At 70.0% G+C, this 16,321-nt stretch carries 17 protein-coding genes; 7 read left to right on the forward strand and 10 right to left on the reverse strand.

Annotation, left to right across the window (positions count from 1 at the left end; all coding sequences use genetic code 11):
• Positions 1–158: 158 nt before the first annotated feature.
• The 3 genes from ABTZ99_RS22540 to ABTZ99_RS22550 all read left to right on the forward strand — a co-directional run bounded on the left by ABTZ99_RS22540 (position 159) and on the right by ABTZ99_RS22550 (position 4,074).
• Entirely contained in the window at positions 159–1,832 is a 1,674-nt protein-coding gene (locus tag ABTZ99_RS22540; RefSeq protein WP_498783658.1) for a bifunctional 3'-5' exonuclease/DNA polymerase, read from the forward strand.
• A gap of 115 nt (positions 1,833–1,947) precedes the next feature.
• On the forward strand, positions 1,948–3,345 hold the full coding sequence (locus ABTZ99_RS22545; RefSeq protein ID WP_499613594.1) for a carbohydrate-binding protein: 1,398 nt from the start codon (positions 1,948–1,950) through the stop codon (positions 3,343–3,345).
• A 60-nt stretch (positions 3,346–3,405) separates the two neighbouring features.
• Positions 3,406–4,074, forward strand: a complete 669-nt coding sequence (locus tag ABTZ99_RS22550) for a helix-turn-helix transcriptional regulator (protein WP_499613596.1) — start codon at positions 3,406–3,408, stop codon at positions 4,072–4,074.
• On the opposite strand, the gene ABTZ99_RS22555 is transcribed toward ABTZ99_RS22550, so the two are convergent.
• Positions 4,056–4,919 carry a prenyltransferase/squalene oxidase repeat-containing protein gene (locus ABTZ99_RS22555; RefSeq protein WP_499613599.1) on the reverse strand — a complete coding sequence of 288 codons (864 nt, stop codon included), beginning with the start codon at positions 4,917–4,919 and terminating at the stop codon, positions 4,056–4,058. The two genes, ABTZ99_RS22550 and ABTZ99_RS22555, sit on opposite strands and share 19 nt — an antisense overlap.
• Before the next feature lie 152 nt (positions 4,920–5,071).
• On the opposite strand from ABTZ99_RS22555, the gene ABTZ99_RS22560 reads away from it, so the two are divergent.
• From ABTZ99_RS22560 to ABTZ99_RS22575, 4 genes are read left to right on the forward strand one after another with little or no spacing between them, the layout of a single operon-like run.
• Positions 5,072–5,494, forward strand: coding sequence for a hypothetical protein (locus ABTZ99_RS22560; RefSeq protein ID WP_499613601.1), 423 nt, complete (start codon positions 5,072–5,074; stop codon positions 5,492–5,494).
• A 14-nt stretch (positions 5,495–5,508) separates the two neighbouring features.
• A complete protein-coding gene (locus tag ABTZ99_RS22565; RefSeq protein ID WP_499613604.1) occupies positions 5,509–6,099 on the forward strand; it encodes a DUF3558 domain-containing protein in 591 nt (196 codons plus the stop codon).
• Positions 6,100–6,102: 3 nt separating this feature from the next.
• Entirely contained in the window at positions 6,103–7,443 is a 1,341-nt protein-coding gene (locus tag ABTZ99_RS22570; RefSeq protein ID WP_499613607.1) for a hypothetical protein, read from the forward strand.
• Between the two features lie 23 nt (positions 7,444–7,466).
• Positions 7,467–8,285: an ESX secretion-associated protein EspG gene (locus ABTZ99_RS22575; RefSeq protein ID WP_498783672.1), complete on the forward strand. Its 819-nt coding sequence runs from the start codon at positions 7,467–7,469 to the stop codon at positions 8,283–8,285.
• Here the strand turns inward: ABTZ99_RS22575 and ABTZ99_RS22580 are convergent.
• From ABTZ99_RS22580 to ABTZ99_RS22620, 9 genes are all read right to left on the reverse strand, one after another.
• Positions 8,257–9,420, reverse strand: coding sequence for a lactate 2-monooxygenase (locus ABTZ99_RS22580; RefSeq protein ID WP_499613610.1), 1,164 nt, complete (start codon positions 9,418–9,420; stop codon positions 8,257–8,259). The two genes, ABTZ99_RS22575 and ABTZ99_RS22580, sit on opposite strands and share 29 nt — an antisense overlap.
• A 28-nt stretch (positions 9,421–9,448) precedes the next feature.
• Positions 9,449–10,729: a tyrosine-type recombinase/integrase gene (locus tag ABTZ99_RS22585; protein ID WP_367131577.1), complete on the reverse strand. Its 1,281-nt coding sequence runs from the start codon at positions 10,727–10,729 to the stop codon at positions 9,449–9,451.
• Positions 10,730–10,764: 35 nt separating this feature from the next.
• Positions 10,765–10,953, reverse strand: a complete 189-nt coding sequence (locus ABTZ99_RS22590) for a helix-turn-helix domain-containing protein (protein WP_360789187.1) — start codon at positions 10,951–10,953, stop codon at positions 10,765–10,767.
• Between the two features lie 18 nt (positions 10,954–10,971).
• Positions 10,972–12,549, reverse strand: a complete 1,578-nt coding sequence (locus ABTZ99_RS22595; protein ID WP_499613613.1) for a replication initiator — start codon at positions 12,547–12,549, stop codon at positions 10,972–10,974.
• A gap of 23 nt (positions 12,550–12,572) precedes the next feature.
• Positions 12,573–14,039: an FtsK/SpoIIIE domain-containing protein gene (locus tag ABTZ99_RS22600; protein WP_499613616.1), complete on the reverse strand. Its 1,467-nt coding sequence runs from the start codon at positions 14,037–14,039 to the stop codon at positions 12,573–12,575.
• 388 nt (positions 14,040–14,427) lie between these two features.
• The gene (locus ABTZ99_RS22605; protein WP_499613619.1) at positions 14,428–15,069 is read right to left on the reverse strand and encodes a hypothetical protein; all 642 of its coding nucleotides are present in this window, start codon (positions 15,067–15,069) and stop codon (positions 14,428–14,430) included.
• Between the two features lie 70 nt (positions 15,070–15,139).
• Complete coding sequence (locus ABTZ99_RS22610) at positions 15,140–15,391, reverse strand: AMED_5909 family protein (protein ID WP_499613622.1); 252 nt, start codon at positions 15,389–15,391, stop codon at positions 15,140–15,142.
• Positions 15,372–15,707, reverse strand: coding sequence for a hypothetical protein (locus ABTZ99_RS22615; RefSeq protein ID WP_499613625.1), 336 nt, complete (start codon positions 15,705–15,707; stop codon positions 15,372–15,374). The genes ABTZ99_RS22610 and ABTZ99_RS22615 overlap by 20 nt, the downstream gene beginning before the upstream one ends.
• Before the next feature lie 3 nt (positions 15,708–15,710).
• Positions 15,711–16,175, reverse strand: coding sequence for a hypothetical protein (locus ABTZ99_RS22620; RefSeq protein WP_499613628.1), 465 nt, complete (start codon positions 16,173–16,175; stop codon positions 15,711–15,713).
• Positions 16,176–16,321 lie beyond the last annotated feature (146 nt).

Raw genomic sequence — 16,321 nt, forward strand, 5'->3', positions numbered from 1 at the left:
AGGTCGCGTCGGTCGTTCGTGTCCTCATTCGCCGGCGATCACGCATTTCGATCGTCGGCGAATCAGGGCGCGAACGACCGACTTCCCGGCGACCTCGCCAGCCGTCTGCGGAGCAGCGGCAATCCAACACTGCCGGTGGTGTCGTCCACAATCGACGCGTGCTCGTAGCTCTGGTGTCGGACGGCGAGAACGCGGGGCGGTTCCGCGTGCTCGCCGATACCGGGGTGCCCGAAGGACCGGCGGTGGCGACGGCGGACCTGGCGGCGGCGGTGTCCGAGCTGGAGGACCGGCACAGACCCCGGTGGCTGTGGGCCGAGACGGCGGAGGTCTACCCCGACCTGCTGGCACGAGGGGTGCGGGTCGAGCGGTGCCAGGACCTGGCGCACGTCGAGTACCTGCTGCTGGCCTACCAGGGCAGGCACGGCGAGCCGCGCGGCCTGGGTGCGGCGGTCGCCCGGCTGCGCGGGCTGCCGGTGCCGGAGGACCACGGGCCCCGCAAGCGCGACGCCCAGCCGACCCTGTTCGAGCCCGAGCAGCGGCGGCTGCCCGGCGACGTCGACCCGCTCGACGCGGTGATCGCGGTGCACGTCGAGCAGCAGCGGCTGGTCGCCGCGCTCGCCCACGCCGACGGGTTGCGGCTGCTGTTCGCGGCCGAGTCGGCCAGCGCGCTGGCCGCCGCCGAGATGACGCACTTCGGCCTGCCGTGGCGGGTCGACGTGCACGAGAAGCTCCTGGTGGACACGCTGGGACCGCGGCCGGCCAACGGCGTGCGCCCGGCCAGGCTCGCCGAGCTGGTCGACCGGATCACGGCGGCGTTCGGCGGCAAGCAGGTCAACCCCGACCACCCGCCGGGCATCGTGCGCGCGTTCGCCCGGGAGGGCATCGACGTGCCGTCGGCCCGCGCGTGGGTGCTCAAGGGCGTCGACCACCCGGCCGTCGAGCCGCTGCTGGAGTACAAGGAGCTGGCCCGGCTGTGGGTGGCGCACGGCTGGTCGTGGCTGGACGCCTGGGTGGCGGACGGGCGGTTCCGGCCGGACTACGTGGTCGGCGGCGTGGTGTCCGGGCGGTGGGCGACCAGGGGCGGGGCGGCGTTGCAGATCCCGCGCACGCTGCGCACGGCGGTGCGGGCCGATCCGGGGTGGAAGCTGGTGGCGGCGGACGCGGCGCAGCTGGAGCCGCGCGTGCTGGCGGCGTTGTCGAACGACCACAAGTTCACCGAGGTCTCCACGGACGACGACCTCTACACGACGTTGGCCGCGGAGGCGTTCGACGGCGACCGGGGCAAGGCCAAGCTCGCCATGCTGTCCGCGATGTACGGCGGCACCGGCGGTGGGGCCGGTCCCGCGATGGCGGTGCTGCGCCGCCGCTTCCCCGAAGCCGTCGGGTACGTGGAGGCCGCCGCGCTGGCGGGCGAGCAGGGTCGGATGGTCCGCTCCCGGCTGGGCCGCACCAGCCCGCCGCCGTCGGCCGCGTGGCACGAGACGACCGGCAACGCCGACGACGGCGAGGACGCGGTGCGGCAGTCGCGGCGGGCCGCGCGGGACTGGGGCCGGTTCACCCGCAACTTCGTGGTGCAGGCCAGCGCGGCGGACTGGACGGCGGCGCTGCTCGGCGTGCTGCGGCGGCGGCTGCACCGGTCGGCGCCGGGCGCGCACCTGGTGTTCTTCCAGCACGACGAGGTGCTGGTGCACTGCCCGCGAGAGCAGGCCGAGGTGGTGTGCGCGGAGGTGACGGCGTCGGGCGAGGAGGCGTCACGGCTGGTGTTCGGCGCGACACCGGTCCGCTTCCCGCTCAAAGCCGTGCCGGTCGACTCCTACGCCGACGCGAAATAGGGCTTTTGCGCCGTTCGGCCCCTTGATCGATCATCATGAGAGCGCTCTCATGAGTCGGAAGGCAATTCGTTGTCGTGCCGAACGCTGGGGAACAGTGACAAGGAGGTCACCGCTCATGGAGTTCAGCCGGAGCAGACGACGGCGCGTCCTCGCGACCGCTGCCGCCCTGATCACCACCGTGCCGCTGGCGGTCGTCGCCACGATGTCGGCCGACGCCTCGGTGCCGTCCACCCCGCCGGGCTGGACGTTGCAGTGGAGCGATGACTTCAACGGCGCCGCGAACACCCTGCCGTCGTCCTCGAACTGGATCTTCGACCTCGGCCACGGCTACCCGGGCGGTCCGGGCAACTGGGGCACCGGCGAGATCCAGAACTACACCAACAGCACGAACAACATCAAGCTGGACGGCTCGGGCAACCTGCGCATCACCGCCCTGCGCGACGGCTCGGGCAACTGGACGTCCGCCCGCATCGAGACCCAGCGGTCGAACTTCAAGCCGCCGGCGGGCGGCAAGCTCGCCATCGAGGGCCGCATCCAGATGCCCAACGTCACCGGCCAGGCCGCGCTCGGCTACTGGCCCGCGTTCTGGGCGCTCGGCTCGCCGTACCGGGGCAACTACTGGAACTGGCCCGCCATCGGCGAGTTCGACATCATGGAGAACGTCAACGGCATCAACTCCGTGTGGGGCGTGCTGCACTGCGGCGTGAACCCCGGCGGGCCGTGCAACGAGACCAACGGCCTCGGCGCGAGCCGCGCGTGCCCCGGCTCGACGTGCCAGTCGGCGTTCCACACCTACCGGTTCGAGTGGGACGACAGCTCCTCGCCCAAGGCGCTGCGCTGGTACGTGGACGGGCAGCAGTTCCACAGCGTCACGCAGAACCAGCTGGACGCGACCACGTGGAACAACATGACCAGCCACGCGGGCTACTTCCTGCTGCTGAACCTGGCCATGGGCGGCGCGTTCCCCAACGGCGTGGCGGGCTTCGGCACGCCGACCTCGGCGACCCAGTCCGGCCACTCGATGGTGGTCGACTACGTGGCGGTGTGGTCGACGGGTGGCGGCACGCAGCCGACGACCACGACGACCACCAACCCGCCCGGTGGCAGCGGGTGGGACGCGTTCAGCGACATCCAGGCCGAGCAGGCCACGTCGCGGTCCGGTGGCTCGATCGTGTCGGGTGACGGCGGGCAGGCGGTGGCGCAGTTGGCCAACGGCAACTCGCTGCGGTTCTCCGGCGTCAGGTTCGGCTCGCGCACCGCGACGCAGTTCGTCGCCAGGGTCGCGTCCGGCGCGTCCGGCGGGGTGAGCGGCCTGGTCGAGGTGCGGCTGGACAGCCCGACGGCGGCGCCCGTCGGCAGTTTCGCCATCGCCGACACCGGCGGTTGGCAGAGCTGGCGGACGGTGCCCGCGAACATCTCGGGCGTCACCGGCACGCACGACGTCTACATCACGTTCACCAGCGGTCAGCCCGCGCCGTACGTGAGCGTGAACTGGATCCGCTTCGGCACGTGAGCGCTCGTGGCGGGCCGCGCGTTCCTCCTCCGGCGCGGCCCGCCACTACCATCTCCTCACGTGTACGCGGAACGCCCGTTCCCCGGTCTGGCCTGCGCGTGGCGCCGGACCACGACGTCGGGCGCGCCCGGCCTGGTCGTGCCGGACGGGTGCACCGACCTCATGTACTCGGCGGGCACGGGCGAGGTGTTCGTGGCCGGGCCGGACACGGTCGGGCACGTCACGCGGGCGAGGCCGGGCACGTTGTTCGGCGTCCGGTTCGGTCCGGGCGTGGGGCCCTCGGCGTTCGGCGTGCCCGCGGTGGAGCTTCGTGACCAGCGCGTTCCGCTGGCGGAGCTGTGGGGTGCGTCGGCCCGGCTGGAGGACGCCCTCGGTGCGGCCGAGGACCCGTGCGAGGTGCTGGCGTCGGCCGCCCTGGTCCGGTTGCGGGAGACGCCGCCGGATCCCGTGGTGAGCGTCATCGCGTCGTCCTCGGGGAGCGTCGGCGACCTGGCCTGGTCGCTGGGGCTCAGCACCCGGCAGCTGCACCGGCGCAGCCTGGCCGCGTTCGGCTACGGGCCCAAGGTGCTGCACCGCGTGCTGCGGTTCGACCGGGCGGTGAAGCTGGCGTGGCGGGGCGTGCCGTTCGCCGACGTCGCCCACCGCACCGGGTACGCCGACCAGGCGCACCTGTCGCGCGAGGTGCGCGACCTGGCGGGCGTGCCGCTGGGTCAGCTGATCCGGTCGTAGGCGCGCAACGCCAGCAGTGCCGTGATGGTCACGATGGGGCGCCACTCGTAGGTCGTGACGGGTGTCCAGGCGGCCCAGGGGAACGTCCAGCCGCCGTCGTCCTGCTGCCGTGCCGCCAGGGCGTCGAGGTCGGCGTCCACCTCGTCGTCGCTGAACCACTGCCGGGCCAGGCTGTCGGGCGTCGGCGCGTAGTCGTGCGGCTTGTGCGTCTCGCCTTCCGCGTAGCCCTCGTGCGCCTTGCCCTCGCCGACGTCCACCAGCCCCTGCTCGCGCACGAGCTGCCCGAGCCGCTGCGCCTCCCGTTCCGCCCACGGCCGGTCGGGCGCGTGGTCGAGGAAGCGGACGCAGGCGGCGGCCTCGTACGGGTGGGTCTTGGTGAGCGTCGCCAGGCGCTGCCGGCAGAACTCCGTGGCGCCGTCCAGCCAGGCGTGCTCGGCGCCCGCCTTGTGCAGGATGCCCGCCAGCAGGGCCGTGACCAGCAGGTCGCTATCGCCGGAGGGCTGCCACCACGGCGCCCGCAGGCCGTCGTGCCCGCTGTCGAGGCAGTTCGGCACCCCACCGTCCGCGTTGGTGATCGTGGTCAGGAAGTCGCACGCGCGCCCGGCGTGCTCGGTGTCACCCACCTCTTCCAGCAGCGACAACGCGGTATAGGTGTGCAGCGGCTGGCTCTCCGGACCGCGCCCGTCGGGCTCCAACGCGTGCCCGAACCCGCCGTCGTCGTTGCGATACGCCAGCACCGCGGCCACGACGGCCTCCCCGGGCCCGTCGTCGAAGAGGTGCGAGAACCGCCGTTGCTCGAGGACGCGTGCGTTGAGCCAGATGAAGGAACGTGCAGCTTCGATCATGCCACTGACGGTATGCCTGCCGAGGTCGCGCCGTCTTGAACAGATCGGACGTCCATCCCCCGGCAGGAGTAACCGATCCGATAGACCCCAGTGGAGCCGAGCCCCTGTGCCATCATCCCTCCGGGGCAGTTCAGCGTGAGGGGAGCAAGGCGATGTTGGACGCCGGGGGTGGCGGGGCCGTCAAGAGGATCGGGTTCGTAGCGGACACCGTGTCCGCGGGACCGGCGGGTTCGGGGCTGACGGCGAGCCAGACCGCCTTCACCGTCGACTTGGCGCAGGCGCAGAAGCTGATCGACGGCTTGGCGGATGCGCGCGACCGACTCCAAGAGCTGTACGACCGAACCTATTTCCTGGTGCTCGTGGGGCCGCCTGGTAAGGATCCGTACAGCGAGTCGGCGGCCGCGGTGATCGAACAGACCGCTGGGGGCGACCCCGGCGGCTACGCGTGGGCCAGCTCAAAGGCGATCGACGCCCTCAACAGTACGATCCAGAGCATCCAAGCCTCCCTGGACTCCTACAAGAACCAGGACCAGGCAACCGCCGACGCCTTCACGGGCGAAGGGAATCAGTCGTGAGGCGAGCAGCGCTAGTGGTCTTGTCCGCAACGGCCCTCGTAGTCGCGTCGGGTTGCACGACCAAGGACGGCGGCACCCCGTCGCCGGCAGGCAGCACGAGCACCGCCGCAGCAAAGACCACCACGACGTCGTCAGCGGTGGGTGAGGTTCCGGCCATCAGCGGCCCGGAACTGGACCTCACCAAGTTCGACGGTCCTTGCGCGATGCTGAAGGACGATCAGCTCTCCGCCCGCGGAGTGACGAAAGCCGGCTCTCAACGCCAAGAACCGACCGGCCTGGCCTGTCAATGGCACCCGGATGACCGCGCGTTCGGCACGAGTTTCGTCGTCGCCCTGCTGGACAAAGCCCGCGGCTTGGACGGCGTCTACGCCAACCGTGAGGACCTCCCGGTGTTCAGGCCGACCGAGGTCGCCGGGTACCCGGCGGTCAACAGCGATCTGACAGATGCAGCTCATGGCGCGTGCGCGACCGCTGTAGGTGTGGCCGAGGGCAACGGCTTCTCGGTGCAGGTTCGGGTGAATGACAAGAAGCTGCCCGAGTACACCGACCCGTGCTCCGTGTCGAGCGAGATCGCGGAAACCGTGGTCGAGAACCTGAAGGGGTAGGACATGGCCGGTGATATCGACCGCGACGGCATGGGTCTGCTCAACATGTGTGTCGCCCCGGAGCAGATCTACCGCTGGTTCCAAGAGGGCAAAGGGCCCGACCAGACCACGGACACCAGCCGCGACGCGTGGGTGGGAATCTCCGACGGCCACGCCCAGATCAGCGAGCTGATCAACCAGGCGGTCCAAGCGTCCGGCGCGGTGTGGGAGGGAGCCGCGGGCGACTCGGCCCGTGCCAACACCACGCCACTGGCCAGTTGGTCGGACTTGACCAGCGGGCTCGCCACGACCGCGGGCGACAACACGGGCGAGATCAGCCGTGCGTTCCGCGAGGCCAAGGACAACGTGCAGGAGCCTGTCCCGGTACCGGACAAGCCTTGGTACAACAGCGTGGTCCCGTGGGACACCGACTACGACAACGCGGTCGAGCAGAGCCAGCAGGTCAACACGCACAACGTCCAGGTGCTGGAGCGCTACGGCAGCTCCACGACCTCGGCCAGCAACTCGATGCCCTACTTCCCCGACCCCGGCGAGATGAACGGGAGCGTCGAGAAAGAGGAAAAGCGCATCTCGCCGGTCAAGGAAGAGTTCAACAACAACACGAACAACACCAACAACAACACGACCAGCACGACCAGCACGACCAGCACCAGCAGCACCACCAATACGGGCACGACGAAGCCGTCGTGGACCGAGCCGACGATCCCGCCGATCGGCACGGGCGACAACACGACCAAGCCGTCGTGGGTGCAGACCGACCCCAACCAGCCCAAGCCCGACATCGGGTACCGGCCGCCGCCGCTGCCGCCGGACTCGCGATTCCCGTCCGACCCGCGGTTGCCGTATGACCCGAGGTTGCCGTACGACCCGCGCAACCCGAACGACCCGCGCAACCCCAACCACCCGAACAACCCCAACAACCCGCGCAACCGCGTGCCGGGAACGCCGCCCGGCAACCCCGGGCTGCCCGGTGGTGGCCGCGGGGGCGGCGGCGGTGGTGGCGGTGGGGGTGGCGGCGGCATGGGTGCCGGCCGGATCCCCGGCATGGGCGGACCCGGCGGCATGGGCGGCGGGTTCGGGCCCGGCGGTGCGGCCGGCGTCATGGGGCACGGTGAAGGTCGCGGTGGCTTCGGACCCGGCGGCGGTGCGGGCGGGTTCGGGCCCGGTGGGGCCGCGGGTGGTCGCGGTGGTCCCGGCGCAGGCGCCATGGGCGGGATGGGCGCCGGTGCGGCCGGTGGTCAGGGTGACGAGGACAAAGAGCACAAGGCCGCGTCGTACCTCCAGGAGACCGAGGACATCTTCGGCGACGGCACGATGGTCGCCCCACCGGTCATCGGTGAGTAGCAGTAGCTGGAACAGGGGGGAACGTGCTGCGCACCAGGGTGGCCATCCCGGTCGTCGCGCTCTACAACGCCTGGCAGGCCGAAGGTCTGCCGACGCTGCACAACGCGCTGCTGACCCAGGTCGACTTCGACGAGGACCGGCTCGCCGAGGGTGACGTCACGGGCTTGGCCGACCTCGCCCGCCGCGGGTGGGCCGAGCTGGAACGGCTCGGCCTGGCCCGCGGTCGGCAGGTGCACGCCGACCTCGGCCGGTCGCTGCGCCTGATCGCGGACGCGAGCGTCGAGTACTACGCGTTCTTCAACCAGGGCGACGACGAGACCCGCACCGCGCTGGTGGCGCAGTCGGGCGACGAGGCGCTGCGCGTGGTGCTGCGGGCGGACAAGCACTTCGTGCTGGAGCCCGTGCGGCCGGAGGACGTGGTGCAGTCCCTGGTGTCCGCGCTGCCGGAGGCCAAGCCGGGACGCGGTGGCGTGCTCTCGCTGCCCGCCGACGCGTTGAACGACAAGCCGCGCCAACCGCGACCGGACGAGGACGGCGGGTCGTTCCTGCAGGCCAGCCGACCGACCGGGGCGCACGTGACCGAGGTGCAGCAGATCCGCAAGCTCCTCGCCGAGCAGCGCACCGGCGGCGGCCAGCTGTACGCCGCACGCCGTGACCGGTTCGGGCGCAAGCAGCGGTGCGCGGCGCCGTTGACGTACTTCGACACGATCACCGGCCGCTACCTGTCGGCGAAGACGACCGGCGGCGACGGCACGCCGTGGATCACCGTGCAGCCGGCCGACTTCACCACCTTGCAGAACCGGGTGCGGCAGCTCAGCGCCGACGCAGCGCCTCGCGGTTGAGCTCGGCCGGGCTGCGGTGCCCGGACAGGCCGAGGGTCAGGTCGAAGTCGGCGAGCAGGCTGCGCAGCACGTGCCGCACCCCGACCTGACCGCCGTGCGCCAGGCCGTAGGCGAACGGACGGCCGACAAGCACCGCCTTCGCACCCAACGCCAACGCCTTCACGACGTCCGCGCCGCTGCGGATGCCGGAGTCGAACAGCACCTCGACCTGCTCGCCGACGGCGTCCGCGATCTCCGGCAGCACCTCGAGCGACCCGACCGCGCCGTCCACCTGCCGTCCGCCGTGGTTGGACACCACGATGCCGTCCATGCCCGCGTCCACGGCCTTGCGCGCGTCGTCGGGGTGCTGGATGCCCTTGAGCACGATCGGCCCGTCCCAGTGCTCGCGCAGGAACGACAGCTGGTCCCACGACTTGTCGGTGCCGGTGAACAGCTGCACCCACCGCAGGATCGCCATCGGCAGGTCCTCTTCGGGTGACGCGGCGAGGCCCGCCCGGAACGCCGGGTCGGAGAACGGGATCGCCGTGCCGACACCGCGCAGGAACGGCAGGTAGGACCGGTCGAGGTCGTGCGGGCGCCACGCGAGCGTCCACGTGTCGAGGGTGACGACCAGGACCCGGTACCCGGCGTTGCGCGCGCGGTCGAGGATGCTCGCGGCCACGTCCGGGTCGTTCGGCCAGTAGAGCTGGAACCACCGTGCCGCGTCACCGGCCGCCTCGGCGACCTCCTCGATCGTGTGCGAGGCAGCGGTGGACAGCACGAACGGCACACCCAGCTCCGCCGCCGCACGCGCGGTCGCCAGCTCGCCGTCCGGGTGCAGGATCGACTGCACGCCGACCGGCGCGAGCAGCACCGGCGCGGGCAGGTCGGTGCCCAGCAAGGACGTCCCGAGGTGCCGCTCGGTGGCGTTGGTGAGCATCCGCGGCACGATCCGCCAGTCGTCGAACGCCTCCCGGTTCGCCCGGGCCGTGTGACCTCCACCGGCCGCACCCGCCACGTACCAGAACGGCCCCGGCCCGAGCCGTTCCCGGGCGGACGCCTCCAGCGCTTCGGGGTCCGTGGTGAACGGCGGCACGTTCCCCGCCAGCCCTTGCAGGTAGATCTCGTTCTGGTAGGCGGCGAACTGACCAGCCACTTTGCACCCCATCCCCCGCTCAGGCCGTCTACAGGCCGTCTGCGGAACCGTCCGCGTCGTCGGTCTGCCGATCATGCTCTGCCTCGTCCGCGCCGCCCGCAAGCACACGATCGACCGCCTTTCGGGTGCGATCACTGCTGGACGGCAGCAGGTGCGTGTAGACGCGCATCGTGAAGGCCGGGTCGGAGTGGCCCAACCACTCTGCGAGCGCCCTGATCGACTCCCCCGCGTCCAGGAGCACCGAGGCGTAGAAGTGCCGCAGCGCGTGCATCCCGTCCTGTTGCGGCACCCGCGTGACCTTCGCCCGTTCGAGCGCAGGCGTCCACACGTACTGGTTGAACCCATCCCGCCGGATCGGGTTGCCGTCCTTGTTGACCAAGATCAGCGAGACCGTCTCCGGCTCCCCGTCCGGTTCCTTCCACGGCAAGGTGACGTCGACCGGCGGGAACTCCTCCACGTAGGCGTCAAGGTCCCGCAGGACGCTGTCCGGCAGCGGCACGTCCCGCTCCTTGCCACCCTTCGGAGGCGCGAACACCTGCACGTTGTCCACGACGCGCACTTGCCGAACAACGTGCAACACCTTCTCGTCACGGTCGACGTCGTCCATCGAGAGCCCGAAGACTTCGCCCTGACGCAGCCCGCAACCGGCCGCCAGCGGAACGATGATCTTGTACTTGGCTGTCAACGCGAGCCGGACGGCCGCCAGCTTGCCCGCCGACCACGGGACGATCTTCCGCTTGTCCGGCTGTGGTCGGGTGACGCTCTTGGCCTTGCACGGGTTCTCGGCGATCATCTTGTCGTCAATAGCGGCGTTGAAGATTGCCGAGACATGCACGAACACGACAGCCCGCGTTCCACCGGCCAACTTCTTCTGCTGCAACGCACGCAGCCAACTACGGATGTGAGTCGGCAAAATCGAGCCGATCTCCTTGCCGCCCAGATACGGATAGACCAACTTCTTCAACCGCCGCTCGACCGCGTTGCGCGTACTGCCGTCGAAAGCTTGATCTTTCAGCCACGAATCCGCGTACACCTGAAACGACACCTTGCCCGCTTCCGGGTCGAGGTACGTACCGGTGCGCTTCTGGTTCTCGACTTCGAGCAGGAAAGCATCAGCAGCACTCCGCTGCCTGTCCGGGAAGCTCTTGCTGCGTTCCTGCCCGGACGGGTCGATGTAGCGGACCTTGTACCGCATCCCGACACCGTGGAGTTCCGTCTTCTCCCGTACCGGCTTACCCTTGCCGTCGAGTACAGGCTTGCCGGACTCGTCCGACTTCGGCCGCCACCAGCGGTCTTGGATGTGCCCCATGACAGTCTTCTCCTGTCGATCGAATTGCCGAAAGATCAGGCGGCGTTCTCGTCCGCTTGGTCAGCCCACGCCCGAACCTTGGCCGGGACGTACCGGAGGTACTTCCCCACCTTCTTCACGGGCGGCCCGATGCGCTGCCACTTCCACTGGTAAAGGGTTTTGACCGGAACGCCGAGGAATGCCGATACTTCGTCCACACCCCAGAGCGGTTCGATTTCAGTCATGACTTCCCCCCACGGTTGTCAAGCTGCTAGCGAAGTTGCCGAAAGATCCGGAGGTTCACCGGCCGCGAGCATTGCTCGGTCGTACTCCGCCTTCCACCGCGTCCGTTCTGCGATGGCGTGCATGAGTTGGTGCGCCCGTGGTGGCACGTTGGGGTCGCCGGGCCGGACCTTGTGCCAGACGAGCTGTGACATGTCGGGTTCCGGCTTCTCGATCCCGACCGCCTTCAGGGCCTCGATGACGAACCGCTTCCGGTCCGCCCGGTGGTCGGCGAGCGTCTTGCCGGACCATTTGCGCGAGACGAGCACGCGTCGACCGGGCAGGCCGAGGGTGGTTCGGCGGTGCGCCCGTCCCTTGCAGTGCCCCGGTGTCGTGCGCGAACCGGCCCCGCGTGGCTGAACGCCGTAGAGCAACCAGACCGGGCAGCGGTCGGAGCAGGGCGTCACGGCCAGCTCGTCCGCCAGTCGGTCGGCGTGCCTGCGCTGCCGGTCGGTGGTCTGCTCGACCACTTCACCGATGGACTTGGTGAGGTACTTGGTCAGGTAGCCGATGTGTCGTCCGGCCTCTTCCGAGCCGCCGAGGATGCCCTTGGAGTGCACCTGACGCCCGAAGGTCACCACGTGCGCCGGTTCGTCAATGGCCTCGACCGCATCCGCCCAGGCCGTCAGCGGCTCACGCGTGTCGGGGTCAACGAACGCTTCGGCCCGTGCGTCCCAGACCGGCAGGTGGTCACCGCTGTAGACCCGTTCGTCGTGGTTGGGCCACCACACCTGGTGATACGTGGCCGCCGTGACGAGCCGGATGGTCCCGTGCGGGATCGAACCGCGGATTGCCGCGTGCAGGTGTGGCGCCGCTCGCTTCTGTGGCTCGACCGTGGCGAAGTACTGCACGTCCCAGCCGACGACCCGCCGCAGGTTCTGCCACCACCGGTCGACCAGGGAGGCAAAGTGCACCGCGTCCCGAGCCGCCCGCCGGTAGTCGTAGGTGTCCGGATCGACCGGAGTCCCGTCGTCCCACACCCGCCCGTAGGTGTCGAGGGTGAGCGTGACGAACATCGAGGGCCGGAATCCTCCCGCGTACTCCCGGCCCACCGTGCGCTTCTCCACGCGCCGCCGAGGCAGGTTCGGCGCGTCCTGCCGACGCTTGGTCGACCGCTTCACCGGCCGCTTGCCAGGTGCGTCGGGCGAGGGAAAGCGGCCCCGGACACCGAGTTGCCGAAGTTCGGCGTCGACGCTGTGGATCTCCTCCCGCAGCTCGTCAGCGTCGCCCGCCTCACCGGTCTCGACCGCTTCCCGGTATGCCTTGACCAGGTCCGCCCGGAACGTCAGGAGCTCCTTCTGGTCTTCAGTCGGCGCGGTCGGGGTGAAGTCGGGTTCCTCGGCCATGTGCCAGCCCTCACGGCACTGGACCATCCGCAACGCCTTGGCCTTCTTGGCGCACGGCGCACAGACGCTCTCGACCGTCGACCCGCAGGGCACTGCCACGTAGCGGACTTCGAAGGTGGCCCGGTCCTCCAGTTCCATCGTGAAGGGCCGGACGCAGACGCCGTACTTCTCGGCGGCAGCCTTGGCCACGTCCAGGGCGATGGGCTGACGCATTCGCTCTGCGCGAGTCTCGCCGCTCATGCCGCCGTCCTCCCTTCGGTGCCGCCCGGTTGGTTGGGGAAGTCGTGCACAGTCGCGTTAGCCAGGTAGACGCCAAGCTCGACAAGATCGGCGTCGGTGACGTGGAAGGCCCGAGCCCGTTCCGGTTCCCGCTGCCCGTCGTGCTTGACCCACGCGACGCCGGGCGTGTACTCGCTGATCTCATGGGCCGCCGCGCCGCGCTGCCGGACGCCATCACCGAGGACCATGTCCACCTGTTGCGGTTCGTCCAGGCGCAGCGCCACGCGGGTGCTGAACAGGTGTCGGAACCCGACGACCTCCTTACGCGGGTCCTGCACGAGGCCCACGACGGCGTAGCCGGGTGCGCGGCCCTGTGAGGTGATCGTCTGGATAGCCCGCACGGCTCGTTCGCGGAGCTGCTTGTCCGGCTGGTAGGCGATCAGGTCCGCCAGCTCGTCCACCACCAGGACCGTGAACGGCTCCCCCGTCGAGCGCGCCCACAGCCGCCGCACACCCCGGTACCGCGTCGCCCGCTCCTTGACCTCTGCGGCGATTTTCTCAAGCAGCGCAACGGCTTCCGGTCCGTTGTCGTACACGACCCGATCGAAGGCGTCGGGACATTGACCGAGTTCCATCCCGCCCTTCGGGTCGATCCCCACGAGCCGCACCAACCCCGTCCGGATGGCCGGAGCGAGCTGCCAGACCAGCGACCAGAGCACCGAGCCCTTGCCCGCACCCGGCACGCCGACCACGAGCACCTGAGACCCGAGCAACCGCAGTCGCCACGGCTTGCCCGTCTCGGTCCGGCCCACCACCACCCGCTTGAGATCCACCTCGGCCTCCGTCAGCGCGGGCACGGTCAGGGGGCGCAGCAGCGGGTCACGGTGGACGAAGTCCAGCTCGATCACCCGAGGCCGCAGCACCCGGACCCGACACGAGTGAGCGCCGAACGAGTGCGCCAGGCCGTCCCGCCGCAGCTCCCATGCCTCCGGCGACTGGGCAGGCACCATCCGCACCCGGACCCGGTCCCGCCAGCCGTCCGACCGGACCCGCCGCAGTTTCGGCCGGAACTCACGCCCCCGGTCCCGCTTGGCCAGGTCGGCAAGGCGCATCACCGACCGCCACCGGGGCACGTACACGGTGGCGCGTCGCCACTCGGTCAGCAGCCGGTACCAGCCGTGGCGCAGGAACGACCCACGATCCAATCCGGCCCAGATGGTCAGGGCAGCGACCAGCGACAACAACGCCAGCACCAGCGGCGAGAGCCCGAACCGCCACCAGCACCAGGCCGCCGACACCGGCACCAACGTGACCACCGGATACCGGACGACAACGAGCACCAGGCGCACGACGCCGACCAGGCCCAGCCACACCGCGACCACCAGCAGAGCCAGCCACTTCGCCTTACCGGGCACCAGCGCCCACCACGGCACCCGAGGCCGCACACCCTCGAACGGAGCCGGGTCCACCCACTTGCCGCCCATCACGCACGCCCCACAGGGGCGAAGATCAGCGGCAGCCAACCCAGACATCCGCAGCAGACGAGCTGGTTGGGCGCGTAGACGCCGAACCGCTTGCACGCCCCGCAGGGGCGACCGTTGGACAGCTTCCACACAGACGGGGCATCGCGCCGACTTGACGCACTGCCCCCACGTACCGATAGCCTTGACATGACCGGAACCCCTTGTGTGTCAACAAAAGCGCACGAGAATGACCGGTCGATGCGTCGTCGGTGAACTGCTCCAGGCCCGCCAAGACTTGAGGTCCGTTCACCGACGACCACGACCGACAGGTCAGTGATCGTCTTCAGTTGTCACCCGACAGTGCGGGCGGACACCGCCGCATCCGATGCCCGCCCGCATCACCGGCTAGCTAGTAGTCCAACGGGTCGGGCATCCAGCGCAACCAGGCCGCGAGACCGCCGAGGGTGATCTTGAACCGCGTTTCCTCACGCTCCTCCCCGCCGTCCTCCCGCCACTCGTGCGCCGTGGCGTGACCGGCCGCGACCAAGTCCAGGCAGGCCAGCCGCACCATCTCCTCAGCCGCGCCCGCCGCCGTCACCAAGTCCTCGATCGCCCACGCCCGTGACGGCACCAACACCAGCGCATCCGCCACCCGGTACAGCACCGGGAACGAGTAGCCCACCAACTCGCCACGCGCCCGCTCCTCATCCGACAGTCGCGACCCCATCACTGGAGCCAGACGGGGATGACGCCACATGTCCGCGTCGTGCAACCAGTCGTGCGCCACGACCGGCCCGCCCCAGTAGGCGAGTCCTTCGGGTGACAGCCGGTGCCGCTGCGTGGACGCCGCACCCCGCGAAGGTTCCTCATCGACCGTCAGGTGCCCCAGCTCGACCAGGTCACGACAGATCTCACGCACTGCGGAGTACGGCATCTTCGCCGCCTTCTCCAACGCCCGCACCGACCAATCCTCGTGCGGGTAGCTGACGATGTGCCGCATCACCGCCTCGAACATGAACGGCGTGTACCCGGCATCGGACAACTCGGCCAAGGGCAACCCCTCTCCCACCACACGAGCCAACCCGCCGCCGGCCTGGCCACGGCCCCGCTGCACATCCCGATCAACGCTCATCCGTCTCAATCCCCTCCGCCTTGGCACGCTCGCGCTTGGCCCAATACAGCGCCTCGTGGTGATGGCCCCGATCAACCTCCGCGACCCGCCCGTACACCTCGGCCGACCGCAGGTAGAACTCCCGCCACGCATCCACCGGGGCACCCGGCGCGGGCATCAGATGCGTCAACGCCTCGTGGGCGTCCTTGAGCAACGTCACCGCATACGCCGCCGCCCACCGATCAGGCTTGGTCTTCGCCACGACCGCTCACCCCCTCCACCGGCGCGTGCACGCGATGACCACCGGCCGCCCGATCACCACCGGCAACCCGCTCGTTGACGTCTGCCTGGTGGTCGAACGTCTCGGCCGCGTGCAGCGCCGACGCCTTGGCCCACCACGGCGTGCTCTCCAACGCCGCGAGCTGCCGCCACAACCACGCCACCCGCCGATAGGTCGGCGCGATCCGAGCCGCAGCCGCTGGATCATCGGCCGCGACGTACCGGTTCGCCTCGTGCGCCTGCGTGTAGGCCCGGTACGCCGCCTGCCACTGCACCGTCAGTTGCTGAAGATCGGACACGGCTCACGCGGCCTTGGCCTCGGCGCTGCCACCGTTCGATTTGCCCCCGGCCGGAGCCGAACCCGCCGACCTCCCCGCCGCCCGGAACCCGGTCGCCCGGAACAGGAACGACTGGTACTTGAACTCCCCGTTGCCCGCGATGCGCGGCTCTGCCGTCAGCCCCTCCAACTCAACCGGCCGCATCCCCGGCAACACCTCAACCGTGGTCGGCACCGGCTGCACATCGGCCAGCAACGTGATCTCGAAGCTCTTGCGCTTGGCGTTGGGCTCGTGCGGATCGGTGACCGTGACCTTCCACTGCCGCTTACCGGTCGCCTCGTCCACCCGCTGACGCACCGGCCGACCGGCCGCCCTCTCGTCACGCGTCTGGTACTCCGTGTCCGGCATGACCTCCCCGACCATCACCAGGCCCTGAGGGAACGCGTCATCGAACGAGACGGGGAACCGGTACCCCTTGCTGATCGCCATCGGCTTCACTCCTCTGACTGGTGCCGCTGTGTCGCGGCCTGCCCATTCAGATTCGTTGGCCAATGGTCCCGTCCCAGCTCCGCAGCGGTCTCACCTGCCGCGCCCAGGCCGCGTGTCGATCTCAACAAGTCTCGTCTTGGTCTCGT

Source organism: Actinosynnema sp. NPDC002837 (genome assembly GCF_040295345.1).
Lineage (GTDB): Bacteria > Actinomycetota > Actinomycetes > Mycobacteriales > Pseudonocardiaceae > Actinosynnema.

Coding starts and splice junctions, on each gene's coding strand:
- ABTZ99_RS22570 (WP_499613607.1), top strand. CDS start 6,103: ATGGCCGGTGATATCGACCGCGACGGCATGGGTCTGCTCAACATGTGT.
- ABTZ99_RS22595 (WP_499613613.1), bottom strand. CDS start 12,549: ATGCGTCAGCCCATCGCCCTGGACGTGGCCAAGGCTGCCGCCGAGAAG.
- ABTZ99_RS22620 (WP_499613628.1), bottom strand. CDS start 16,175: ATGGCGATCAGCAAGGGGTACCGGTTCCCCGTCTCGTTCGATGACGCG.
- ABTZ99_RS22545 (WP_499613594.1), top strand. CDS start 1,948: ATGGAGTTCAGCCGGAGCAGACGACGGCGCGTCCTCGCGACCGCTGCC.
- ABTZ99_RS22555 (WP_499613599.1), bottom strand. CDS start 4,919: ATGATCGAAGCTGCACGTTCCTTCATCTGGCTCAACGCACGCGTCCTC.
- ABTZ99_RS22585 (WP_367131577.1), bottom strand. CDS start 10,729: ATGGGGCACATCCAAGACCGCTGGTGGCGGCCGAAGTCGGACGAGTCC.
- ABTZ99_RS22600 (WP_499613616.1), bottom strand. CDS start 14,039: ATGGGCGGCAAGTGGGTGGACCCGGCTCCGTTCGAGGGTGTGCGGCCT.
- ABTZ99_RS22560 (WP_499613601.1), top strand. CDS start 5,072: ATGTTGGACGCCGGGGGTGGCGGGGCCGTCAAGAGGATCGGGTTCGTA.
- ABTZ99_RS22590 (WP_360789187.1), bottom strand. CDS start 10,953: ATGACTGAAATCGAACCGCTCTGGGGTGTGGACGAAGTATCGGCATTC.